We start from the raw sequence: 23,639 nt of genomic DNA, 5'->3' as shown, positions 1-23,639 counted from the left end.
CTGAGTCAGAGGCGTTCGATTTCGACGAAGACGACATCGGCGGTACCGCCGGGGTTCGAGACTTCATGCTCAGCACCTGCGGCACGGGTGTAGCTGATTCCTGCTTCGAGTTCGGCGTTGATCTGCGTGCCGTCCGAGTTCTTCACAACCATCGTGTCGGTGACCATGGGCACGACGACGTATTCGTACTCGTGCTTGTGCATCGGGATGACGCCATCGGGTTCGATCGTCCATTTCGTTGCTCGGAAGACTCCGTTGTCGAGCTGAACCTCGCCGGTCGAGCCGGTGTTCTCGTCGCTCATGATTGACACTCCTTATGATCGTCATCGATGGTCTGCACCTCACCCTAGCCCTCAGCACGGCGGCATCCCAGCCCGGTACGTGACCCGGGGCACACAGGAAGCGCGTCGACGGTTAGCATGAGCAGTATGCGTTACCCACTGGCTGACATCGACGATGTCGAAGACGATATCCGCGAAACCATCCTGGCCGTGTCCGAGAAGTCGGGCTTCGTGCCCAACGTCTTCCTCTCCTTGGCCCGCCGCCCCGCGGAGTTCCGTGCCTTCTTCGCCTACTACGACGCTCTCATGGAGAAGGAGACAGGGAACCTGACCAAGGGAGACCGGGAGATGATCGTCACGGCCACCTCGGCGGTCAACAACTGCCTCTACTGCGTCGTCGCGCACGGAGCCGTGCTGCGGATCATGGAGAAGAAGCCCTTGGTCGCGGACCAAGTGGCTGTCAACTATCGGCAGGCCGACATCACCGACCGCCAGATGGCGATGCTCGACTTCGCAATGACGGTCTGCACAGAGCCCTGGGCGCTCGGTGACGCTGATTTCGCAGCCCTGGCCGAACACGGATTCGACGACGAAGATGCCTGGGACATCGGTGCGATCACCGGATTCTTCGGCCTGTCCAACCGGATGGCCCACATCGGTTCGATGATGCCCAACCCCGAGTTCTACCTCATGGGACGCGTCCCACGCGAGAGGAAGTGACCAATGACCATGAATACCCAAATGAGCGCACCCCGCGTCTCTGATCGAGCCGGCCTCGTCCAGCCCTTCGCCGCCATGGACATCGTGTCCAAAGTCCAAGAGATGTCGCGCTCGGGTCGGGACACCATCGCCATGTGCTTGGGTGAGCCGACCCAGGGTGCGCCGGGACCGGTGCGCAGGAGGGCTGCCGAGGTGATCACCGACGGCACGAACCTCGGCTACTCCCCGATCTTCGGCATCCCCGAACTGCGCGCAGCCATCGCCGGGCATTACCGCGACTGGTACGGCGTCGAGGTGCCCACCGAACGCATCGCCATCACCACGGGCTCCTCCGGTGCCTTCCAGACGGCCTTCCTGACCTGCTTCGATGCGGGTGATCGCATCGCGCTCGCCCGCCCGGGCTACGGCGCATACAAGAATATCCTCGCCGCTTTGAACTGCGAGACCGTCGAACTCGACTGCGGTGGAGACCACGGCTTCCAACCCACTGTCGAACTCCTCGAGCAGGCACACGCGAAGGCCCCACTCAAGGGGCTCATGCTCGCATCGCCGGCGAATCCGACGGGCACGATGATTTCAGGCGACCACCTCGGCGAACTCGTCTCCTGGTGCGCCGAACACGGCGTGCAGGTGATCTCTGACGAGATATACCACGGCATCAGCTACATCGGCACGCGTGGTGAGACCGCGTTGGCCCACGATGACAATGCCATCGTCATCTCCTCGTTCTCGAAGTACTGGGCGATGACCGGGTGGCGGCTCGGTTGGGCGATTCTGCCCGAAGAGCTCACGCACGCTGCCCAGAACGTGACCGGAAACCTGTCGCTGTGTGCCCCGGTCCCCGCACAGCATGCGGCCGTGGCTGCCTTCACCGAAGAGTCCTACGCTGAATGCGAAGCGGCGGTCGAATCCTTCGCCCGCGCCCGCAAGCACGTTCTCGACGCCACTGCTGACCTGGGGTTTACCGATATGGCGCCGCCCGATGGGGCGTTCTACATGTATGCCCGCATCGACGAGATCCTGCAGCGGTCCGGCGCCGGTATCGTCACCGCGACCGATTGGTGTCAGGTGCTCCTCGAAGCCACCGGAGTCGCCCTGGCCCCGGGTGATGACTTCGATTCCTTCAACGGGCCCCGCTCGGTGCGGCTGTCGTTGGCCGTCGGCGCGGACAAGACCGCCGAGGCGCTCGACCGGATCCTCGACTTTATGAGATGACTCCGAACTCGGCCGCGGCCCACGACGGGGGACCGTTTGCGGACCCATCTGTGTCTTCGCGCTCACCAACCGCCTCAGATCCGCTCTCGCCCACTGGTCTGCCGACGTTGGGCATCATCGTCTCTGCGCTGCTCCTGGGCTCGGCGGGCCTGTTCGTCATCCTCGCCGAGGCTAGTGCCCCGACTGCGGCATTCCTGCGCTGTTGGATCGCTGTCATCGTCCTGGCACCCCTGGCCATCCTCGAACTCCGGCATCATGGGCTCCTGCCGTCCAAGGCACTCGTTGTCGCAGCGGTCTCGGGTGCGGCTCTGGGCATTGACTATGTGCTGTGGGCCCAGAGCGTCCTTGATGCGGGAGTCGGTGTCTCTACGGTGCTCATCAGCGTCCAGGTCATCGTGTTTCCGGCACTGGTGTGGGTCTTCGGAGGATCGCGCCCGGGCTGGTTGTTCATCGCGTGCATCCCCGTCATGATCATCGGCATGCTGCTGACCGGAGGCGTCTTCGGTGCCGATGCGGGAGCCGCGAACCCGGGGCGTGGTGCGGTCTTCGGAGTGCTGTCTGGAATTCTCTACGGCGTCTACATCTTCGGCATCCATCACTGTCGGAAGGCGGCACCGAACTTCGTGGTCGCACCCGTGGCTGTAGGCACCGTTGCGGCGGGAGTGATGACGGCGATCGCCGGTGTCGCACTCGGCGGGCTCGATTTCGACCTGGGCTGGGACGGGTGGGCGTGGATGGTGGCGTTGGCCGTTTTCGGCCAGGCACTGTCATGGGTGCTGTTGAGCATTTCGAGTCCGCTGGTGACGGTGCCGCGAACGGCTGCTCTCATGCTGCTCCAACCGCTGTCGGCCGTGGTCCTGGGCGCGCTCATCGGCGGAGAGCGACTGCAGCCGGCACAGTGGATCGGTGCGGGGCTGGTCGTCATCATCGTCTGGGTCGTCGGCGGTGGCCCGGAGGCGCTGCGCAGGAGGCGGTGACTTATTCAGGTACCACTCAGTGCTCGTGACCTTCGACGGTATGGGCCAGGGCATCGAGGATGATGTGGGCGACGTGGTCGTCCTTGAGCGAATAATAGGCTTCGCGGCCGATCCGGTTGACCTCGACGAGGTGGAGGCCGCGCAGGAACTTCAGATGCTGAGACACCAGGGGCTGCGAGAGCTCGGTGGACTCGACGATGTGTGTCACTGTCGCCTCACCGTGGGCGAGGACCAGCAGCATCTTCAGCCGCGACGTCGTGGCCAGTGCTTTGAACAGATCGGCGGTCTCTGAGATGGCTTCGAGATTGTCCTCGGGGTTGCGCAGGAGCTGCTCAACTGCGGCATTGACCGGGGTGGGATCTGAAGTGGAGGCCATGGATAGAGATTACCGGAAATTCTGCGCCGAACCCGCGTCTGCATCACAGCGGGCGGACACGCTGTAGGCACGCGGGCGACGAAAGACTCGCTCCCAGAGCTCAGAGGACGCCCTGTTCGGCCTTGCCCAGATCGTCGGGGAAGCCCTGCAGCAGCCAGTCATAGCTCAATGGCGACAGGTTGGTCAGGGCTGCGAACGTGTTGTCATCGAGCACGGTGTAGTGCTTGCCGCGGATGACCTTGACTTCCCGATAGAACGGATCCTCCAGCTCGTCTTCGTCCAGCATCGTCTGCCCGACATCGGGGAAGTGGATGAGGAGGACATCGGCATCGAGCTGGTCGACCTGAGGCTTCGTGACCGAATGCTTCTTGGCAGAGTAGTCCTCTGCCGCGGAGTTTTGGAACATGCCGATGCCGGTGAAGAAGCTGTCGTCGCTGCCCGAATACGACAGGTAGTCGATGGAATCGGCTGTGACGTCGGCGCGGGCATAGGTCGTGTCTTCGAATTCGAGGTGGTGGGCGGCGACCTCCTCGGCCTCAGCGTTGATGTCATTGACGCTGGACTCAGCCTCTTTCGCCTTGTTCAATGCAGTGGCGACGGCGGCGGTGCGATCGGTCCACGTCGCATCGTCTTCGGCGGCAACGACGGGCGCAATATCGGAGAGCTCGTCGAAATGCTCTGCGACATCGTCGAGACCGGTGGCGAGGATGACATCGGGTTGTGCTTCGCGGATCGCCTCGACATCTGGACCCTTCTCCGCGTCATACAGGGCCGGAGTGTCCCTGCCGGCATCATCAAGGGCCTCTGCGGCCCAGGGGCTGGCCTTCTTGTCTGACAGCGCCGGTGCGACGACCGGATCCTCGCCGAGCGCCACGGCGATGTCGAAGTCAATGGAACTGGTCACAGCGATCTTCTCCGGCTGTGCTGTGATCGTGGCACTGCCATAGGGGGAGTCGACGGTCTGCGGGTAGGGGCCGTTGGCGTGGCTTGCCTGATCGGGAAGTAGTGAGCATGCGCTGAGCGACAGGGCCGTGCCCAGTCCCAGCACGGCCAGGGTCAGTGGCTGGTGTGCAGTTCTCACCGTTCAGCTTAGGGCTTCGACGTCGTTCTGAGTGCCGATGAGGTCGTCGGCCAGGGACTCCCACTGCTCATAGGCATCAGGCAGACCGGATCGCTGTACGGCCTGTGCTGCTTCGGTGGGGCTCATCGTGTGCCAGTCTTCGATCTGCTCGAGACCAGGGTTCTCGATGTCCGGGTTGATTCCGTAGAAGGACTTCGTGGCGTAGATGGGATCGTTGAGGTGCTCCGGTTCGCCCCAGCCCTGCGAAGGGCGCTGCTGGAACAGGCCGATCGAGTCGCGGTCACCCGAGTCGAGGTTCCGCAGCGAGGATTCCTGGAGTGCGGTCATGAGGGCGATTCTGATCGCCCGGTCGTCGAAGTCCCCACCACGGCCGATGCCGATGATGAGTCGGGCATTGTCGATCTGCTGCTCGGTCAGTTGATTCACTGAAGCCATCTGCATCTGCCTGAGCGTAGTCGAACCGAAGGAGACAGGTGAATTGACGATGATGACGGCGGCGACGACCAGGGCCATCACCGCTGCCCCGAAGCCGATCAGGGCACCACGAAGCACGGACCGAGATCCGTTGCGGTGTCGAGTCTGTCCAGCCATGAATATAACGATAATGCAACAAACTGACGGATGCATGTGCCCACGCCGTGCCTCTTGTCACAGGACGGTCACGGAAATGAATTCCTTTGGGTGGTCCGACGGTGACGCTTCGTGTTCCAACTCTGCGTCATTGTGTGGGGATGTGTCCGTGGGGACGCCGTTTAAGATCGGACTATGGTCTTTGTGAGACGACGCAACCCGAGATCCCGACTCTTCGGGTGTCTGGTGGGTGTGATCGCGGTGGTCACCATGGTGATCGTTGTCATCGCCGTCGTCGCCACGGTGGTCATTGTGGGCGCTGGCAGCGACGGTTCGGGTGAGGGCTCGAGCGGTGATGGTGCACCAAGCAGCGCGCCGGCCTCCAGCGGGCACTGGTCGAACGGCGGGTGAGTGGTCGGGGCGGCTCATTTCTCGGCACTGGTGCCGACGACTGATCTCTGCACAGGATGACGCGGATCCCATGAACTTTGCCTGTCATCTCGAACCGGCTTGACCTTGACACGATGTCAGGGCCTTCACTGGTTTCAAGGAGGTGGACACCATGACCAATCCACACAGCACCGATACATCCGCGCAGCACGTCTCGCAGCCCCAGGTGAAACAGGAGCTCGTCATCGCAGCGCTGTCATCGCCGAATCCACAGCAGCGACTGCAGGCGGCGCTGTCCGTCGGAATCGCAGCCGAGGACCGCCACCTCGGCGTTCTCATCCAGCGGAGCGGAATCGAGCCGGACTTCTTCGTCCGTGACATGCTCACCTGGGCAATCACTCGGATGCCTGCCGAGGCGACCGTTTCGCTGCTCATCGCCGAGCTGGGCTCCGATGTTCCGCAAGCCCAGAGTCAGGCACTGCACACATTGTCGAAGATCGGTGACCCTCGCGGCTGGGAGGCCATGGACCCGGGAGTCATCGGAGACGGGCTGATCGCTCATTCCGACACCGAGGTGGCCCGCAGTGCGTGGAGGGCCGCCGTGGCACTTGTTCCCGGTAGTGACCGAGAGCGGTTGGCCTTGTCCCTGGTCGCACAGCTTGGACTGGGCGACATGGAGACGCAGAAGAGCCTGAGTCGAGCCATCGTCTCCCTGGGTGAGGACCTCGTGTCAGTGCTCGATGGAAGACTGCAGGCAGAGGAAGAAACAGTGCGGACACACGCCATGGCGACCCGGGACATGTTCACCGATCCGGACGCCGGTTTCGCTCACGCCTTGAGCGAAGCCAAGCGCATGGTCGCACTGGGGTCCGAGGAGTCAGCATAGGTCGACTGTGGGAAGGGTCGACCGAGGTGGTGCTGCCCGGGCGGGGCAAGCTCGCGCAGCGCTGCGTGCGACACCTCGGGCTCCTTCCTCATGAGCCGGGTGCGTTGATGATGGAGCCACGACAGCGTGACCTGTCTATAGTGGAAACGGGAGGGGGTGCTGATGCTGATCGGCGAAGTGGCCAAAAGGTCAGGCGTGAGCGCCCGGATGCTGCGGCACTACGAATCCCTGGGTCTGATCGAACCCAGTGAGCGCACCTCGAGCGGGTACCGGGAGTACTCCGCACCCGATATCGGGCGAATATTCCATGTCGAAGGGCTGCGCAAACTTGGCATGTCGCTGGCAGAGATCGGAACCCTTCTCGGTGATCCTGCGTTCGATCCCGGTCGTCTGATTCGCGAGCTGGTTGAGACGTCGAGGACACGCATCGCGGTCGAACAGCAACTGCTCTCCCACCTCGAGCGAATCGACCGCCTCCACCATGCCGACGGTGAAGCTCTGCTGCTGACCATCGATCTCATGCGCTCCCTCGAATCCGGCGACGTCATCCAGCGGCACAAGGCGGCACTGGGCAGCGGCGTCGACGGAACTGTACCCGTCGAGTCCCTGTCCGCAGCCGTTCTCAACGAGTCTGTGCTCAATGCCGCCGGAGCCATGCGCTGGGCCCTGGCACAGTCGGGACCTGAGGCGGTCCGCTACTTGGCGAAGGGAATGGACGACCTTTCCGTCGCGGTCCGTCGCAACGCACTGCAGGCGCTCGACGAGATCCGCCGCACTACTGCGAAGGAAGAGCTCGGGCCCGTGGCTGAGGCGACCATCACCGCATCCCTGCGCTCCGGCCTCGGTGATACGGACCTTCAGGTGCGCAGCGGCGCCGCACTCATATTAGGGCAGATGGGGGATCCTGTTGCAGTCTCGGATCTGCTCGAAATCGCGATGGACGGACCCAAGGACATCGAGGCCGCGGAGGCGCTTGCCGCCTTCGTCAACGAGGCCCCGGAGGACGGGCAGCGTGCTGAGGTCGCGACACGGATCATGTCGGATCTGCGTCGGCATGCCCGGTCGCCAGAGGCGAGGGTGCGGTTCCGAGTGCTGCAGGTCCTGATCGAGATTCCGGGCGCCGAGGTCGATGACTTCATTGCCGAACTCAGCTCCGATGAGAGCCTCGAGGTCGCAGCGACGGCGACCGCGACCCTGAACCGCCGCCGCGATCACTAAGCTTGGCCCATGACCTCTGGAACTGCGACGCCCGAATCAGGCCCCGATTTGGGGCACGGCGGCTCGGGTGCCTCCCCGAAGAGACGGCAGCGGCAGTCATTCGCATTCCGGCGCCACCGTTTCACCGTCACCGGGGTCCTCGACTATCTCTTCTTCCTCTTCGGAGGTGCCTCGTCAACGTGGTTGGCGATGCTGATCCTGTTCAAAGGGTTTTCTCTGGGGTGGTGGCAGGTGCTGACCCTGCTTGTGTTCTGGGGAGTGGTCTCGTACTTGGCGCTTCCGCGGCTGCATCGCATCCTCTCTCAGATCTACGTTCCGAACTACTTCATCGGTCGAGCTCGGACCTCGGACGGATTGCTCGGTGACCCGGTCAACCTCGCATGGCGCGGCGATGAGACGCAGATCCATCACGCCATGAAGGCTGCCGGCTGGATTCTTGCCGATGACATCACGCCGGCCTCAACCTGGGAGATCATCAGATCCACTCTGACCAGGCGGAGCTATCCCAAGGCGCCGGTGTCGCCCCTGCTGCTGTTCGGCAGGCGGCAGGACTTCGCCTATCAGCAGGAGGTCGACGGCGACCCGGGTCAGCGCCACCATGTGCGGTTCTGGAAATGTCCCACCGGATGGATGCTGCCCGGTGGGCATCAGGCGGACTGGTTGGCGGCGGGCACGTATGACAAGAGCGTCGGGATCTCGCTGTTCACATTGCAGTTCACTCACAAAATCGAAGAGAACACCGATGTCGAACGTGACTACATCGTTGACACGGTGGCTTCGACCGATGACGCGATCGTCGTCCAGCATATCCAGGACTTCTCGACCGGTTACCATTCACGCAACGGCGGCGGGGATGCGATCATCACGGACGGGGATCTGCCGATCATCGAAGCCACGGAGGTGGTTGCCGACGAGTCCGACTCTCCCGACCGGCTCGAACTGGCGCTCGATGCGACCCAGATCTACGCCGATGCACGGTCGGTCAGAGAGGTGACGAGGACCCTGTGGCACAGGCGGCCCCTGCAGACCGTCGTCGGTGCCGCACTCGTCCTGGTCCTGCTCATCTTTCAGGCGTGGGATGTGCTGGGCACAGTGCTTGACTGGGACGGACTGCGCACCGAGGTCGTGGACAGCAGTGCTGACATCGAAACCTTCGGCGGCGAAACGGCAACACGGATCGTGGCGGGAGCTCTCATCGGAGCCAGCCTCCTCATCGGCTGCCTGCAGGTGATCGCGAGCATCTCCGTGTTCCGGGGCAGCAATCGGGCTCGACTGTGGATCCTGACCCTCTCCACGGTGTCCGTGATCGTGTCGATGACGAACTACTTCACCGGAGACCGCGACCTCGCGACCAACATGTACGCACTGATGACGATTGCCATGCAGGTCGCCGTGATGCTGTCGCTGTCAAGCGATTCTTCGCGGCTGTTCACTCGTTTCAGCACCGCAGAGCTGCGAGCCGAACGTCAGGAACGGGCACTCGAGGACTGAGTGCATGTCAATTCAGGATTCGATGGCACAAAAGTTCGCGGACTGGGCAGGCTGTGTATCCTGACAGCGACTGCATTTCGGTGGCGCGAACCTGCTATCGGAACCGGACCCCAGCGAAGAGGCGGAACCCCATGACCGAACCGACATCCAACTCATCTGCTTCCGGCGATGGAGCCAGTGCCTCCGACGCCTCAATCTTCGACACGATCGACCCGGCTCTCAAAGTGGTCAGTGCGGAAATCGAGATCGCCGCACCCGCCTCGGAGATCTTCGAGCTCATCGCGGACCCAGTCCGGCAACCCGAATGGGACGGCAACGACAACCTGGGCACAGCCGCTCAGGGGCAGAGGCCGACCAGTGCCAGCGGGTCCTTCATCACCACTCTGAGCAAGGGCGTGGACCGCGAGAACCACATCGTCGACTTCGAGGAGGGCAGGCTCATCGCCTGGAAGCCCTCCGAAGTCGCCGGTGAACCGTTCGGCCAGAAATGGACGTGGGAGATCGAAGCAAGAGGCGAACGCTCAAGTCTGGTTCGCCAAACCTATGACTGGACCGAGTTGAGAGACCCCCAGCGACTGCCACGCGCGCAGTCGACGACGACCGAGAGGCTGCTGGCGTCGCTTGAGGGGCTCAAAGCACTCGCCGAAGGCTGAACCGAACCGCTCCTCACCGAGGCCAGCCATCTGCCAGCCATCTGCCAGGCGTGAGACGAGTGCTCAGCCTTGCTGGAGCACAGACTCCAGGGCCTCGAGCACCGCAGGGTCCTCGATCGTCGAGGGCACGGCCGGTGAGTCGACTCCGTCGGCGATCTCCCGCATCGTCTTGCGCAGGATCTTCCCCGACCGAGTCTTCGGCAGGGCAGAGACGATATCGACCTGTTTGAACGCGGCGACGGGGCCGATCTCCTTGCGCACCAGCGCCACGAGCTCGGCGATGATCGTGTCCGGATCGGCCACCTCGGCGGAATCGCCGAGAACGACCAGCGCGCGCGGGCTCTGTCCCTTCGTGTCATCGTGAACACCGATCACAGCGGTCTCCGTGACCGCAGGATGGGAGGCGATGACGGCCTCGATCACACCCGTGGACAGGCGGTGGCCGGCGACGTTGATGACATCGTCGGTGCGGCCCATGACGAAGACGTATCCGTCTTCGTCGAGGTACCCCGAGTCACCGGTGAGGTAGTAGCCGTCGAATGCTGATAGATATGAGGACACGAATCTGGAGTCATCGCCCCAGACGGTGGTCATCGTTCCCGGCGGCAGGGGCAGCTTCATGACGATGAGGCCCTCCTCGCCGGCTGGCATCGGTTTCCCGGAAGGATCGAGGACTTCGACATGGAAGCCCGGTACCGGCTTCGTCGGGGATCCGGCCTTGAGCGGGAACTGGGTGAGGCCGAGTGGATTGGCCGCGATCGGCCAGCCGGTCTCCGTCTGCCACCAGTTGTCGACGACGGGGATGTCCCGTCCTGTCGCCTCGGCGAGGATGTTCGTCGTCCACTCATAGGTGTCCGGGTCGAGGCGTTCACCGGCCAGGAATGAGGCTCGCAGGCTGGATAGGTCGTACTTCTTGATGAGTTCACCGTTCGGGTCTTCCTTGCGGACGACGCGCATGGCTGTCGGGGCCGTGAAGTGGACGTTGACCCCGTGGTCTTCGATGATTCGGAAGAAGGTGCCCGCATCGGGGGTGCCGATCGGTTTGCCCTCGAATAGGACCGATGTGACTCCGGCCAAGAGCGGGGCGTAGACGATGTAGGTGTGGCCGACGACCCAGCCGACGTCGGAGGCGGTGAACATCGTATCGCCGGGGTTGAGACCGAAGATGGTGGGCATCGAGAACGCCGATGCCACCGCGTAGCCGCCGGAGTCGCGCACGATGCCCTTCGGTTTGCCCGTCGTGCCGGAAGTGTAGAGGACGTAGAGTTCGTCGGTGGCCTTGACGGTGACCGGATCTATGCCTTCGGGAGTGTTCGCGAGCAGTTCGGCGTAGTCGACATCGTTCTCACTCATCTCGCAGCGGTGCTCGTCGCGTTGGACGATGACGGTGAACTCGGGCTTGTTCGCAGCGATGTCGATTGCCTCGTCAACCATGGGCTTGTATTCGAGTATGCGGCTCTTCTCGACCCCGCAGGAGGTGGAGATGATGGCTTTCGGGGAGGTGTCGTCGATGCGAACGGCCAACTCGTTGGGCGCGAAGCCGCCGAAGACCACCGAATGAATCGCGCCGATGCGAGCGCAGGCGAGCATGGCGACGGCGGCTTCGGGGACCATTGGCATATAGATGATGACCCGATCGCCCTTGACCACGCCCTTGTCAGACAGAGCTCTGGCGAAGCGGGAGACCTCGCCGAGGAGTTCCGAGTATGTGATCGTACGAATCGTGTCGGTGACAGGCGAGTCATAGATGATGGCCGCCTGATCTCCGCGCCCGGCTGCCACATGGCGGTCGACGGCGTTGAAGCACATGTTGAGTTCGCCGTCGGGGAACCACCGGTAGATCGGGGCGTTGGCGTCATCGACGGCCCGAGTCGGTTCGGTGACCCAATCGATGTGCCTCGTGGCCTGGTTGAGCCAGAACTCTTCAGGATCGGCATCGATGGCAGCGATGACATCGTCGTAGCTTGGGGATTGGTCCTGTGCGATCGTGTTCATGGTTCCATTGTGACGCATGGCACGTGACCTGCCGAGGAGGGTGGAGGATCGTGTGTGGTCCCGGTCGGTTGTGTACGAGTCGTTTCTGCACTGAAGACGATGTCGTTGACCATGCTCGTCGGCAGCAGACACGGGTGTGTCACGACAGGTATTGTGGCGGCTTTCGGTGATTGCCTGCGTTGACAGGGCACAATGGGGGCATGAGATATCTTGTTGCATTCGTCATCGGCATCGGCGCTCTGTTCGGGGTCAATTCCTTCACCGGAATCTTCTCGATGCCGCGCCCCTGGGGTTCGCTGTCGATGGGCGCCACCGTCGGAATCACGATGGTAGTCGTTCTCCTGATCTGGGAAGTCGTCAAACCCAGCCATAAGGATGCCGCACGGGCAAAGCCGGCGATGAGCGAGGAGGAGCGTGCGACTGCACGCGCCGAGCGTCGCTCTCGCTTAGCCGCCGAAGCGGGTGTGAGCCTCGACGACAACGAATCAGACGACAGAGCCACGGCGCCGAAGACAGAAGATACGGGCGCCGAGGCGAAGACTGCAGCTCAGACCACTGTGCCAGAAGCGAATTCGGCCGATGAGACTCCTGTGGCAGCGGCCCCGCCGGTGCGCTCGGCAGGGGAGGACGACACGTCAGCGGAAGCTGGGGAGTCTTCGATCGAGGCAGAGCCGGATGACGGTGACGATTCGCGAGACCAGCTGAACGAGAACGACGTCGCCCAGGACGAGGCGGAGACTCTTGACGAGCCGGAGACTCTTGCACCCGAGGAGTACGACGAACAGGCAACGGGATCATCACTGGAGAGCCCTCCGACCGGAGAGCCGGGAGTCTCCGTCGACTCGCTGGAAGACGCAGAGTCGGCAGGCACCGATGGGGCCTCCGATGATGATCCCGCAGGCGACGAGTCCACGGCCGAAGAACCCAACTCGAAACGCTAAGCGCCGCGAGGTCCGTGCGCCGACTGCACCTATTTCGTGTAGTGAGCGGCGAGGAGCTCTAGCCCCTCCTCGATGCTGACCCGCGGCTTCCACCCCAGAACCTCCTGGGTGCGCCGCTGGTCGAACCAGTGCGCCGTTGAGAGCTGCTCGGCCAAGAACCTCGTCAGGGGCGGCTCGTCATCATGCTCGCCCAGATCCCACAGTTTCTCCACGACCGAACCGGCCGCCAGCGCAGGACCCACGGGAATGCGCAGTTTCGGCACCTCAGCGCCACCGGCGATGGCGATCCGTGACATGAGCTCCCCGATGGGGCGCGGCTGACCGTTCGTCACCACCAGCGACTCACCGTGCGTGGATGCGACGGCGTCGACGGCCGCAACGATCGCCTCGACCGCATTGTCGACGAACAGAGCGTCGACGAGCGGGGCACCCGATCCGAGCACCGGCATCCGGCCGGCCCGAGCACGATCGATGACACGTTCCGTCAGCTGCGTGTCACCGGGGCCCCACATCAGGTGCGGGCGCAGGACGAGGACCTTGAAGTCCTCAGAATCGGCAGCCAGGGCGATGAGTTCACCGGCGGCCTTCGTTCGCGCGTACTCACCGCGCGCCAGCTCGGGTGAGGCGGGACCTGCACCCTCGCCGATGATCGAGTCGCCGGTGTGGGCCACCGACGGGGAAGAGATGTGGATCAGACGCTGCACACCGGCTGCCACAGCAGCATCGACGAGGGTGCGCGTACCTCCGATGTTCACGGCCTCGAACTCACTGGGGTCGCCCATCATCGATACCTTCGCCGCCAAATGCACAACCGCCTCGGCGCCGGTGAGGGCTTCGGCGACACTGCTCGGATCGGTGACCGACCCGATGACGTCGTGGGCACCTGTCACCGAGGAGGGCCGGCGCTGCAGAGTCGTGACCTGGTGGCCGCCGGCCACCAGTGCGCGAGCGACGGACGAACCCAGGAGTCCGGAGGCGCCGGTGACGGTGATCTTCATAGGAACTCCTCAGACCTTGGTGCGCACCGAACCGCCGGACAGGACGTGATCGGTCCAGGTCGCCAGGCGGGATCGGTCGATCTTCGAATTGTGGCGGATGTCGGTCGGGAACATGGGGGCGACGAGGACCGCGGTGAGGTCGTGACCGAGAACCTCGGCAACCAGCTCCCGCAGCCTCGACGTCAGGTCCAGCGGTGCCAGACCGGGGGAGAGATCGGTCCCTTCAGCGTCGAGGACAGCCACCAGCGACTGCGTTCCGGCCGGGCCGATGCCCACGATCGAAGAGCGACTGACCTGCTCGTCGGAATCGATGAGGGCCTCAAGGCCACCGGGGCCCACCGGTCCGCGAGGCGTGGTGACCGCATGCTGCAGACGACCTTCGAGCCAGACGCGGCCCGCGGCGTCGATGTGGCCGATGTCGTTCGTCCGGTGCCATGTCCGACCCTCCAGGTCATCCCGAGCCGAGGCAGCAGTGGTGGCCCAGAGGTTGTCGTAGCCGGACTTGATATGGGCGGCGCTGACGACGAATTCACCCAAGTGACCCTGAGCATCAACGCCTCGTTCCAGCACATCTGCAGCCGAACCTGAGTCGTCGATCGGGGCCAGCGCCAGTTCGACGCCGTCGATGGGTCGGCCCACGCACACGCCGAGGTTGGGCGTGGCATCTGCCGCCCTGACACCGGCATGGTCGATGTCGGTGAGCAGGAGGCCCTCGGTCATCCCATACGGGGAGTGGATGCTCGCGTTCGGGAACACCTCGGCGATGGAATCCATCAGTCCCAGGGGCACGGGTGCCCCCGCAGAGAGCACGAGTTCGACCCGTGCACATGCGGCCTTCTGCTCCTCATCCAGGTCGGAGGCAGTGGCCGCGACGTTCTTGTACGCGGCGGGTGAGGCGAAGACCATCGTGGAATGACCGGCGATGATCGCATCGGAGATGGCGCTGGCTGTCAGCGTCTTCGGTTTGGTCACAGACATGTCCGGAGTCACCGAGGTGGCCCCGATGGCCGGTCCCAGAAGGGCGAAGGGCGGGAAGCCGGCGACCAGGCCGGTACCTTCGCGTACGTCGAAGACTCGGGTCAGAACTGCCGCGAGGGCGGAGATGTCGCCGTGGGTGTAGCGCACGCCCTTGGCTGGTCCCGTCGATCCGGAGGTGAAGAGGATCGCCGCATCGTCGGTGGCTGCCGGAGTGGGCAGCTGCGCGTGGTGTGTGGTGCGCGAGAGTGCTGTCAGGCTGGTCTCGACCTTGAATAGTTTGGCCGCCACCGAGCCCAAAGGGGACACGGAGATGCGGCGGCCCGGCCAGTTGAAGGCACGGGCAAGGCCGAGTCCCGGCAGTTCCCCGATGATCCACTGCGGATCCGCCGAGCTCGTCGCCCGGGTCATGCCCTTCGGCCCGAGCCCGGCATCGGCGACGACGGCGACTGCGCCGATCTTCAGGCAGGCGTAGAGGGCCGCGGTGAGGTTGTTGCCGGGCGGGACGAGCATGGAGACTCGATCGCCGGGACGCACGCCGAGTTCGAGCAGACCGCCCGCGATGCTCGTCGTCACGTGCCAGAGGTGGCGCCAGGTGATCTGCTGCACCGGGGTCTGTGCGAAGTCCACCGAGGCGATGGCTTCGTCATCGTGGCGTGCGTCGAGGATCGATGTCACCCCACGGGCAGGGGCGGCGGTCGCGTTCTCTGCAACGGTTGCCTCAGACGCAGCGGTCGCGTCCGAAGGGGCATTCGCTCCGGTGCCGCCGGCGGGGAATCGTGTCTCAAGCCAGTCGGTGACGACGCCGGCCACGTCGTAGTCCTCGCTGACCAGGTGCGAGCCCAGTTCGAAGCGGTGCACGTCGGCCTGGGGCAGGCGCTGACGCAGATCGCGCAGATAGCGCTCAAGGAAGACCGGGTCCTTCGGTCCCCACACCAGGAGGGCAGGATGATCGAAGGCCGCGATGTCGGCGCCCACGCGCTGCAGCTCGGAATAGGACGGGTGGCTCTCATCGACGGGGATGTCGGCGACGAAACCACCGATCCCGTGGCGTCGGGAGGCACTCTCATACGGGGAGCGGAACGCATCCTTGATCTCGGGATCGAGATCGCCGAGGCTCATCGTCACCCGCAGGAACCCGTCGGTGACCACAGTGGCAGTCGGCAGCATGGGTCCGGCCAATGTTGCCCGCAGAGGTGCTGGGATCGGCGCATCCTCGGGTTGGTGGACGGCCGTGTTCAGGCTGATCGAGGCGGACACGCGATCGGCGTTGCGTGCTGCCCACCCCAGGGACAGGACGCCTCCCCAGTCATGACCGATCGTCACGATCGGATGTTCGGCGGATGCAGCTGTGTCGGCGGACGCAGCCCCGTTGCGCCCGGTGCTCGCGGCGTCTGCAACCCCGTCCTGGGGCGCGGCACTGCTTGCCACCTCGGCGAGAAGAGGGGTGACGACGGCGTCGAAGTCATCGATGCGCTGGGACATGCGGCGCACCTCGGCGCCGTGAGGAGTTGGCAGCGAATTATGGGCCAGCCGCTCGGAGAAGCCCATGTCGAGCTGGTCGGGGGCGATGAGCCGCCACACACGTCCACCGGACCGGGCTGTGTCCACAGTCGCCTGGGCAAGGTGTCGCCACAGGTACGACCAGGTCGGATTGCCGTGGAGTGCAAGTATTGTGCCGCTGGGTTCGAACCCGTTGGTGCGCAGCACCTCGAGGGTGTCGAGGACGTGGAAGGAATGAGGTCCCTCGGGTGTCTTGGCCTCGACGATTCGGGACCAGGCGGGGTCCCACTCGGGCAGCTTCGGGGGAGCCTGAGCCGGCCGTGCAGGAAATCTCATTGAACCTCTACCACTCGATTTCGGTCATTGCGGTGTTGAGTCCCGACCCGACTCCCATGCACAGGATGCGGTCGCCGCGTTTGAGGTGTGATGCCTCACGGCTGAGCGTGATCGGCAGGGAAGCCGGTCCCACATTGCCCAGTTCAGGATAGGTGACCGGAATTCGATCGGGATCGAGATTCGCGGCGTTCGTGATCGAATTGACGTGTACGTCGGAGACCTGGTGCATGATGTAGCGATCCATCTCGCGCCAGTCCCATCCATCTTCATGGGCTTCCTCCCACGCGGCGACGACGAGTTCCATGCCCCCGGCCAGCAGGCCCTTGGTGTCGGTGAACATTCCGTTGTGATCCCCCACGCACAGTTCGTGGTGCTGAGTGGCGGCCCGGGTGATGCCGCCGAGGATGCGGTGGCCGTTCGGATGCTTGTCGGCCGGCCCGAGGACCGCGGCGGAGGCACCGGATCCCAGCGTCAGGGAAGCGAACTCGTTGAGGTATTCCTCGCGGCTGATGCCCGGGCGGGTCAGCCGACGCAGCGTGGCCTCCTGGACGCGGGAGGCGTCTTCACCGGCGACAACGAGTGCGTATTCGATCTGGCCGGCGTCGATCATGTTCGCGGCCAGGGTCATTCCGTTGACGAAGCCCAGGCAGGCGTTGGCGATGTCGAAGTTCATCGCCCGCGAGCCCAAGCCGATGCCGGCGTGGACGCCGACGGCCACGGAGGGTTCGAGGTGCTCACGCGTGACCGAAGTGTTGACCATCAGTCCGATCGAGTCGGGGGAGACCCCAGCCTCGGCGAGGGCCTTCTTGCCGGCGGCGATCGCGCCATCGGCGAACTGGCTCGGCTCATCCCAATTGCGGCGTGCGTTGACACCGGCGACGCGTTGGAGAAGACCAGTGGGCAGATTGAGGGTAGACAGGGTATCGGCGAGGCGCTCGTCGAATTCTTGAGAGGTCACAACGTTGGGGGCGAGGATCTCGGTCAGGCCGAGAAGCGCCACGTTCGAGTGCCGGAATGTTGCGTTGCCATTCGCCAATTGAGGTTCTCATCCCTTTGCGGGTCGTTCGTCGTCGTCTGCTGAGGGCCGATGCGACGCGCCCTTGAGGTGCGCCGCGACGGAGGAAGTCCGGAGACTATCTTATATCCCCGAGGCTGAATTGTTTCTCAGCGAGTGAACCAGGTGAATCCGTCATAGGCCATTCCGGTCGCGCAGAGGACCGCGATCCCGGCCAGAATGATCGACGTCACCGTATGCGAGACCTTCGAGGATTGGAAGCGAACGGCACGCGAATGGGACATGGGGCGGTCGGTGACGAAGCGTCCGAACTGAACGAAGATGCGCCAGTCCATGACGTCGATGAGCGACTTCGCTGCCAGAGTGAAGACGATGATGCAGCCGACGCCCATGAGGAGAAGGAAGATGAAACCCATGAACCCGAACTCGCGGAAGAACTCGACGACGCGATCGGCGATGGCGGTGGCGAAACCGGTGAATCCTTCGCTGAAGGGCAGCGCGTCGAAGGAATCGGTGATGCGGCCCAGGGTGAATCCGTCGCGCTCGGTCTGCTCTGCGCCGATGAACATGGCGACAGCGGCGGCCAGGGCCACGAGGAGGTTGATGATCGTGATCGTCGAATTGTCCGGCCAGAATTCGAGGGACTTCAGCGTGTAGATTGATGCCAACGCCACGCAGATGATCGCACCGGCCAAGGCGCCGACCGTAGCGGGGAGGAGCAGATTGTTGAAGAACACGAACGCGATGACGGCGATGAGGGCGGCGCCGAAGATATACGTGAACACCGCCAGAGTGTCACCGTTGGACGAGGTGGCCGCGCGACGGTTCGCCTCGATCATCTGCCCCGACTGCCCGATGTTGTCTCTCAGCTCCGCCTTTGTGGCGCGCGAATCGGTGTCGGCCCCAGTCGCCGGCAGCACACGAGTCTCGTCTTCGCTCATGCCATAGACGCGTTCGGGCTGATTGTAGGAGCGAGTCGACTGGTCGTAGGCCTGAGTCGGCTGGTTGTAGGCGCGCGTTGGCTGGTCGTAGGAGCCGCCTCGTGGTCGTGCGCCCGGCCCCGAGCCCTGCTGGCTGTGCCCACCGGGGCCGTGCCCGGGCTGTTGCGGCGTCTGCCCACCCTGGGGTCGACGCTGCGGAGCCGGTTGCCATCTGCCGATTCGAGACGCGATGAGGTAGACGATGAGCACGACGAGTGCTGCAAGGACTCCGATTGAGATGCTGGCGCCGAGCTCGCTCATGAGGGACTTCCTGGGGATGGACAACGATGGTCGTGTGCTCAGTCTAAGGAGGATTGGCCAGGTAATCACGTTTGAGCGCCGCAACATACCCGGTGGAGGGCGAAGTCGCGCCCGCGAATGGAATCGGTGCCGCACCGCGCGGGTAGGGTGAGATCACGACCGGATATGACCTCGGCATCGTCGAGGACCGCCCAGCATTCGAAGGAGAATCGCGATGAGCAACGCCCAGGCATTCACGACATCGGCCATGCCCTTGGACCAGCAGATCGTCCTCATCACCGGGGCCGGACGCGGGGTTGGATCATCAATCGCGAAGGCCTTCGCCCATGAGGAATCGGCGCTTGTCATCAACTATCGCTACTCCGTCGAAGCCGCGGAGGAGCTCGCCGAGGCGGTCCGTGCCCGAGGCGGACGTGCCGTGGCCGTCGAGGCCGATGTCACCGACTCGCGAGCCGTCGATGCGATGTTCAGGACGGCGCAGGAGGAGTTCGGGGCTCCCGTATCGACCGTGGTCAACAATGCCCTCGTCGATTTCTCCTTCAACGGTGACGAAAGGCAGCCGGCGGATGAGATCGACTTCTCCGATTTCACAGATCAGTTCCGTGGTGCCGTCGGTGCCGCCCTCAACACCGTCCAGGCCGCGATGAGCGGATTCCGCAAGATCGGCTCCGGGCGGGTCATCAACATCGGTTCCAACCTCGTCCAGAACCCGGTCGTGCCCTACCACGACTACACCGCAGCCAAGGCGGCGCTGCTGTCGCTGACCAGGACCTTTGCTAAGGATCTAGGGCCGTCCGGGGTTCGGGTGAACATGGTCTCCGGCGGTCTGCTGCGCACCACAGATGCCTCCTCGGTGACCCCGGAGGAGGTCTTCGACCAGATCGCGGCACAGACTCCGCTGGGTCATGTGACGACTCCGGAGGAATTCGCCTCGGCGGTGGTGTTCTTCGCTTCACCAGCCTCACGTGCGGTGACGGGCCAGAACCTCGTCGTCGACAACGGGCTGGTGATGGACTGAAACGATAGCGTCCGACCTCCCTGAGCGATAGCGCCCGGGTGCCACCCTCAGCTGTCGACCTCAGCTGTCGACCTCAAGCCAGGAGCGATTTCGCACCCGCCAGATACCCGGCGATCATCGCCCGCGCCACGTCGAGGGCAGACCTCACCGCCGAGGGCAGACCTCACCGCCGAGGACCGAATTCACCGTCGAGGGCCGACCTCAGGTAGTCTGCCCTCGATGGTGCGGTCGGCTTTCGGCAATGTGCTTCTTTATCGCAGAAAACATGTCACTGCGGAACAGGTCGGCCCAGACCAAATTGAACACCGTGAAACCGGCATTGGTGAGTCGCATGTGCCGAGCGTGGTTGTCCTTGCTTGCTCGATCCGGTCCATTCTCGTTGAGGTAGTACTTCCCCAGTCCATGGAACTCCACGATTAGGGGGAGTCTTGCGTGTTTGAAGTCGCATCTGCCGAGAAATTTCCCTGCGCGATCGTGCGCCGTCACCTGCGGGATCATGTCTGGGATGGAGAATCTGTGGAATTTCACCGCACAGAGTGACTCGCCCTGGGACTCGTGCAGCGGATCAGACAGTTCAAGGCCTTGTTTCGCAGCTCTGCAGCCTCTTCGACGAATCTTCATCTGATCGAGAAGCTCAGGCTTGCTGATATCCCTGACCCGAAGGGCCTCGGAGATCATCGGGACCGATATCTCCAACGGGTAGTCGTGAGCGATATCGGAGAGCGTGCGCGACAGATCTGTGACGGCAAATTCGCCGACGGTGGTTCGGTCTGCCAGCGGAACCGTGCGGTCGTAGATGCGCAGCGTCGTGAAGTTCTCATGATATCCGCGGCGGATGATCTCAGCTTGGTCGGTCGCCGGGAAGGGCGGATAAATGCCGTGAATCAGTGCAGCAGAGATGTGGGAGTAGACGTCACCGGAGCGGAGTTCATCCAGTCGCGAGCGAATCAAAGGTTTGAGGCTTTCACTTCGATCTCGGATGTCACCGAAGGCCTGGGGATATGCGATCGGCTCGGCGGTGGCAGACGAGTGCAGAATGGCATGTTGCGGTGAACTGCAAGGACGGGCCACGGCATAATGCCCACGCCGAATCTTTCGCAGACAACATTGCTGCGCCCGGCGGACATCGTCGTCGGTCAAGCCGAATCTGAGCAGATCCTGCTTCATGTAAACCTGAACCATTTAACGATAATGACATCAAGACGCATTAAACGCAATGAAAAGGCACGAAACGACACTAAGGAGTTCGCCGATTCCGCCCTGCCTGCGGCCACGCAATCGCCGAGAGCAGACCGCAGCGGCGACGGGCGACTTCAGGGAGTCGGCCTTGGCCGCTGCGGTCGGCCCTCGGCGCTGCGATCTGCTCTCGAAGTTGATTGCTTGGTTGCTTGGTTGCTTGGGTGGTTCTTTGGGTGGGGCGAGTCGTGGGAGTCAGACCCGTTCGAGGAACGCCAGACTGCGGTCGAGGAGCAGCTGCGCACTGTCCTCGCGATAGTCGTCGACCAGTGGGTCGCTGAAGAGATGGGTCGCTCCCGGGTAGAGGAAGTACTCCGCCTGGGCACCTGCTCGGGCGGCTGATTCCATCAGGGTCTCCGGTGTTCCCGCATCCCGCCACTCGTCGTCGACGGCGAAGTGGATCTGGACGGGCACATCCTCCTGCCACCGTGTCGGCTTGGGGAAGCCGCCACCGTGGAAGAGGAGCGCACCGCGTGCACGTGAATCGTTCTTGCCCATCTGCTGGGCGATGCCGGCCCCGAGTGAGAGGCCGGCGAACACAATCTCATCCGGCAGATCAGCACACGCCGCGGTCACCCGATCGACGAGCCGTGAGAACCCGACCTCTTGCGCGTGGCCGACCCCTGCATCGGCCGAGGTGAACGTGTGCCCCTCATAGAAGTCGGGGGCGACCACGCCATGGCCCGCAGTGGTGTAGCGCTCGGCGATCGCATCGATGCCGGGAGTCTTGCCCAACGCGGAATGGAGCAGAACGAGGGTTGTCATGGCGGTCTCCTGTCTCGTCAGTTGAATCCAGTTCGGGCCGTAGCTCGGGCAGCAGCTCGGCTGACTCAGCGGCTGTGGCCGTGCGGGATGGCGAAGGAGTCGGCTTGGGCCGTCTTCCAGTCATCGGCCCAGTCGTCGGGAGCGCCGTTGAGCAGTTCGCCGGGCTTGAGCCAGTCGTAGAGTCGGGCATAGGACCACGACTCGGACGCCGAGACGTTGCGGCGCAGCATCGTGGGCTCCAGCTCATTCGGGTGTGTTGCCCCCATTGATGCCATCAGGCGCACAGCCTCGGCGACGGTGCTCTCATGGTAGTTCTTCACACGGGTCGACTTGTCGGGGACATCGATGGCGCGGGCCCGGCGAGGATCCTGCGTGGCTACGCCGACGGGGCACTTGCCCGTGTGGCAGACCTGAGCCTGGATGCAGCCGACGGCCATCATCATGGCACGGGCCGAGTTCGTGAAATCCGCGCCCTGGACGAGGCGCTTGACGATATCGGAGCCGCTTGCGATCTTCCCGGACGCGCCGACCTTGATCTGATCGCGCAGACCCGCACCCATGAGCGCATTGTGCACGATCATCAGGCCCTGCGTCAGCGGCAGGCCGACGTGGTCCTCGAACTCCAGTGGTGCCGCACCGGTGCCGCCCTCGGAGCCGTCGACGATGATGAAGTCCGGCGTGATCCCGGTTTTGACCATCGCCTTGCAGATGGCGAGGAACTCGGTGCGCGAACCCACGCAGAGCTTGAAGCCGGCGGGCTTGCCGCCGGAGAGCTCGCGCATCTTCGCGATGAACTGCAGAAGCTCGATCGGCGTGGAGAACACCCGGTGATTCGGTGGACTCACACAGGTCTTGCCGACGGGGATGCCGCGGATCTCCGCGATCTCCTCGGTGACCTTCGGTCCCGGAAGGACACCGCCGATGCCGGGCTTGGCGCCCTGTGAGAGCTTGAGTGAGACCATCTTGACCTGCGGGTCCTGTGACTTCCTGGCGAAGACCTCCGGATCGAATTCGCCTTCGGGCGTTCTGGAGCCGAAGTACCCCGTGCCCAGTTCCCAGATCAGGTCGCCGCCGAACTCCTGGTGGTAGGGCGAGATCGAACCCTCCCCGGTGTCGTGGGCGAAGCCGCCCATGGCGGCACCCTTATTCATGGCGCGCACCGCGTTGTTGCTCAGCGACCCGAAGCTCATGGCCGAGACGTTGAGCAGAGAGATGTCATAGGGCTGCGTGCATTCCTTGCCGCCGATTCGCACCCGGGGCGGGGTCGGGGAATTGGTGATCGGAACCGTGGAGTGCATGAGGGCTTCATAGCCCGTGCGGTTGACGTCATGCACGGTGCCGAAGGCATGTTCTGAGTGCTTGCCTTTGGCGCGTTCGTAGATCGTCGTGCGGGTGTCACGGCTGAACGGGCGCCCATCCCAATTCCGTTCGATGAAGTACTGCTGAATCTCGGGACGAATCGATTCCAGCAGGAACCGTGCGTGGCCCGCGATCGGGTAGTTGCGCAGAATCGAGTGCTTCTTCTGGGTTACGTCCCAGGCGGCGAGGGCGCCGAGCCCGAGCGCTGAGACGGCTGCGGCGGCCTGAGCTGCCCGTTTTCCAGTCGAGTCATTGCTGACCAGACGAACCCTGGGGAACTGTCGTTGCATTGAGCCTCCTCGGTCTGTACTTGATGCGAGCCTAGACCGAGATGACGGGGATTTCAGGAAAGGGTGGGCTAAATTCCGGGAAACGTGCACGGTGGCGTGTCCTCAGAGC

General features: G+C 63.6%; 22 protein-coding genes. 10 read left to right on the top strand and 12 right to left on the bottom strand.

Annotated features, from left to right (window positions below):
• Window positions 1-5 precede the first annotated feature (5 nt).
• On the bottom strand, window positions 6-302 hold the full coding sequence (locus AAFP32_RS15455; protein ID WP_350269879.1) for a cupin: 297 nt from the start codon (window positions 300-302) through the stop codon (window positions 6-8).
• A gap of 126 nt (window positions 303-428) precedes the next feature.
• Between AAFP32_RS15455 and AAFP32_RS15450 the strand changes: the two genes are divergently transcribed.
• Genes AAFP32_RS15450 through AAFP32_RS15440 form a run of 3 tightly spaced genes read left to right on the top strand, consistent with a single transcriptional unit; the run spans window position 429 to window position 3,193 of the window.
• Window positions 429-1,001, top strand: coding sequence for a peroxidase-related enzyme (locus AAFP32_RS15450; protein ID WP_350269878.1), 573 nt, complete (start codon window positions 429-431; stop codon window positions 999-1,001).
• Window positions 1,002-1,010: 9 nt separating this feature from the next.
• Window positions 1,011-2,216 (top strand): pyridoxal phosphate-dependent aminotransferase, encoded by a 1,206-nt coding sequence (locus AAFP32_RS15445; protein WP_350271510.1) that lies wholly within the window; start codon window positions 1,011-1,013, stop codon window positions 2,214-2,216.
• Window positions 2,213-3,193, top strand: coding sequence for a DMT family transporter (locus AAFP32_RS15440; protein ID WP_350269877.1), 981 nt, complete (start codon window positions 2,213-2,215; stop codon window positions 3,191-3,193). Before AAFP32_RS15445 ends, AAFP32_RS15440 begins: the two co-directional genes overlap by 4 nt.
• A gap of 16 nt (window positions 3,194-3,209) precedes the next feature.
• On the opposite strand, the gene AAFP32_RS15435 is transcribed toward AAFP32_RS15440, so the two are convergent.
• The 3 genes from AAFP32_RS15435 to AAFP32_RS15425 form a co-directional block, all read right to left on the bottom strand.
• The gene (locus AAFP32_RS15435; RefSeq protein ID WP_350269876.1) at window positions 3,210-3,569 is read right to left on the bottom strand and encodes a metalloregulator ArsR/SmtB family transcription factor; all 360 of its coding nucleotides are present in this window, start codon (window positions 3,567-3,569) and stop codon (window positions 3,210-3,212) included.
• Window positions 3,570-3,669: 100 nt separating this feature from the next.
• Window positions 3,670-4,650 (bottom strand): ABC transporter substrate-binding protein, encoded by a 981-nt coding sequence (locus tag AAFP32_RS15430; RefSeq protein ID WP_350269875.1) that lies wholly within the window; start codon window positions 4,648-4,650, stop codon window positions 3,670-3,672.
• Between the two features lie 3 nt (window positions 4,651-4,653).
• Window positions 4,654-5,241, bottom strand: a complete 588-nt coding sequence (locus tag AAFP32_RS15425) for a peptidoglycan-binding protein (protein WP_233429470.1) — start codon at window positions 5,239-5,241, stop codon at window positions 4,654-4,656.
• 174 nt (window positions 5,242-5,415) lie between these two features.
• Between AAFP32_RS15425 and AAFP32_RS15420 the strand changes: the two genes are divergently transcribed.
• The 5 genes from AAFP32_RS15420 (at window position 5,416) to AAFP32_RS15400 (ending at window position 9,858) form a co-directional block, all read left to right on the top strand.
• A complete protein-coding gene (locus tag AAFP32_RS15420; protein ID WP_145996986.1) occupies window positions 5,416-5,631 on the top strand; it encodes a hypothetical protein in 216 nt (71 codons plus the stop codon).
• Window positions 5,632-5,782: 151 nt separating this feature from the next.
• Window positions 5,783-6,496, top strand: a complete 714-nt coding sequence (locus AAFP32_RS15415) for a HEAT repeat domain-containing protein (protein WP_350269874.1) — start codon at window positions 5,783-5,785, stop codon at window positions 6,494-6,496.
• Between the two features lie 162 nt (window positions 6,497-6,658).
• Window positions 6,659-7,714 (top strand): MerR family DNA-binding transcriptional regulator, encoded by a 1,056-nt coding sequence (locus AAFP32_RS15410; protein ID WP_350269873.1) that lies wholly within the window; start codon window positions 6,659-6,661, stop codon window positions 7,712-7,714.
• Between the two features lie 9 nt (window positions 7,715-7,723).
• Window positions 7,724-9,205: an LssY C-terminal domain-containing protein gene (locus AAFP32_RS15405; protein WP_350269872.1), complete on the top strand. Its 1,482-nt coding sequence runs from the start codon at window positions 7,724-7,726 to the stop codon at window positions 9,203-9,205.
• Window positions 9,206-9,336: 131 nt separating this feature from the next.
• Window positions 9,337-9,858: an SRPBCC family protein gene (locus AAFP32_RS15400; protein WP_350269871.1), complete on the top strand. Its 522-nt coding sequence runs from the start codon at window positions 9,337-9,339 to the stop codon at window positions 9,856-9,858.
• 63 nt (window positions 9,859-9,921) lie between these two features.
• Here AAFP32_RS15400 and AAFP32_RS15395 read toward each other — a convergent pair whose 3' ends face one another.
• Window positions 9,922-11,853: an acetate--CoA ligase gene (locus tag AAFP32_RS15395; protein WP_350269870.1), complete on the bottom strand. Its 1,932-nt coding sequence runs from the start codon at window positions 11,851-11,853 to the stop codon at window positions 9,922-9,924.
• Between the two features lie 200 nt (window positions 11,854-12,053).
• Between AAFP32_RS15395 and AAFP32_RS15390 the strand changes: the two genes are divergently transcribed.
• Window positions 12,054-12,794 (top strand): hypothetical protein, encoded by a 741-nt coding sequence (locus AAFP32_RS15390; protein WP_350269869.1) that lies wholly within the window; start codon window positions 12,054-12,056, stop codon window positions 12,792-12,794.
• Between the two features lie 29 nt (window positions 12,795-12,823).
• Here AAFP32_RS15390 and AAFP32_RS15385 read toward each other — a convergent pair whose 3' ends face one another.
• The 4 genes from AAFP32_RS15385 to AAFP32_RS15370 form a co-directional block, all read right to left on the bottom strand.
• The gene (locus tag AAFP32_RS15385) at window positions 12,824-13,792 is read right to left on the bottom strand and encodes an NAD-dependent epimerase/dehydratase family protein (protein ID WP_350269868.1); all 969 of its coding nucleotides are present in this window, start codon (window positions 13,790-13,792) and stop codon (window positions 12,824-12,826) included.
• Window positions 13,793-13,801: 9 nt separating this feature from the next.
• Window positions 13,802-16,606: an alpha/beta fold hydrolase gene (locus tag AAFP32_RS15380; RefSeq protein WP_350269867.1), complete on the bottom strand. Its 2,805-nt coding sequence runs from the start codon at window positions 16,604-16,606 to the stop codon at window positions 13,802-13,804.
• A gap of 7 nt (window positions 16,607-16,613) precedes the next feature.
• A complete protein-coding gene (locus AAFP32_RS15375; RefSeq protein WP_350269866.1) occupies window positions 16,614-17,642 on the bottom strand; it encodes a 3-oxoacyl-ACP synthase III in 1,029 nt (342 codons plus the stop codon).
• Between the two features lie 128 nt (window positions 17,643-17,770).
• A complete protein-coding gene (locus AAFP32_RS15370; protein WP_350269865.1) occupies window positions 17,771-18,862 on the bottom strand; it encodes a hypothetical protein in 1,092 nt (363 codons plus the stop codon).
• Between the two features lie 214 nt (window positions 18,863-19,076).
• Here AAFP32_RS15370 and AAFP32_RS15365 point away from each other — a divergent pair, with 214 nt between their 5' ends.
• On the top strand, window positions 19,077-19,880 hold the full coding sequence (locus AAFP32_RS15365) for a 3-oxoacyl-ACP reductase (RefSeq protein ID WP_350269864.1): 804 nt from the start codon (window positions 19,077-19,079) through the stop codon (window positions 19,878-19,880).
• Window positions 19,881-20,081: 201 nt separating this feature from the next.
• On the opposite strand, the gene AAFP32_RS15360 is transcribed toward AAFP32_RS15365, so the two are convergent.
• From AAFP32_RS15360 to AAFP32_RS15350, 3 genes are all read right to left on the bottom strand, one after another.
• On the bottom strand, window positions 20,082-21,047 hold the full coding sequence (locus AAFP32_RS15360) for a hypothetical protein (RefSeq protein WP_350269863.1): 966 nt from the start codon (window positions 21,045-21,047) through the stop codon (window positions 20,082-20,084).
• A 264-nt stretch (window positions 21,048-21,311) separates the two neighbouring features.
• The gene (locus AAFP32_RS15355) at window positions 21,312-21,881 is read right to left on the bottom strand and encodes a dienelactone hydrolase family protein (RefSeq protein ID WP_350269862.1); all 570 of its coding nucleotides are present in this window, start codon (window positions 21,879-21,881) and stop codon (window positions 21,312-21,314) included.
• 65 nt (window positions 21,882-21,946) lie between these two features.
• On the bottom strand, window positions 21,947-23,530 hold the full coding sequence (locus AAFP32_RS15350; RefSeq protein WP_350269861.1) for an FMN-binding glutamate synthase family protein: 1,584 nt from the start codon (window positions 23,528-23,530) through the stop codon (window positions 21,947-21,949).
• Window positions 23,531-23,639 lie beyond the last annotated feature (109 nt).

This window comes from Brevibacterium sp. CBA3109 (assembly GCF_040256645.1).
GTDB lineage: Bacteria > Actinomycetota > Actinomycetes > Actinomycetales > Brevibacteriaceae > Brevibacterium > Brevibacterium koreense.
This window is presented reverse-complemented; position numbering and strand designations above follow the sequence as displayed.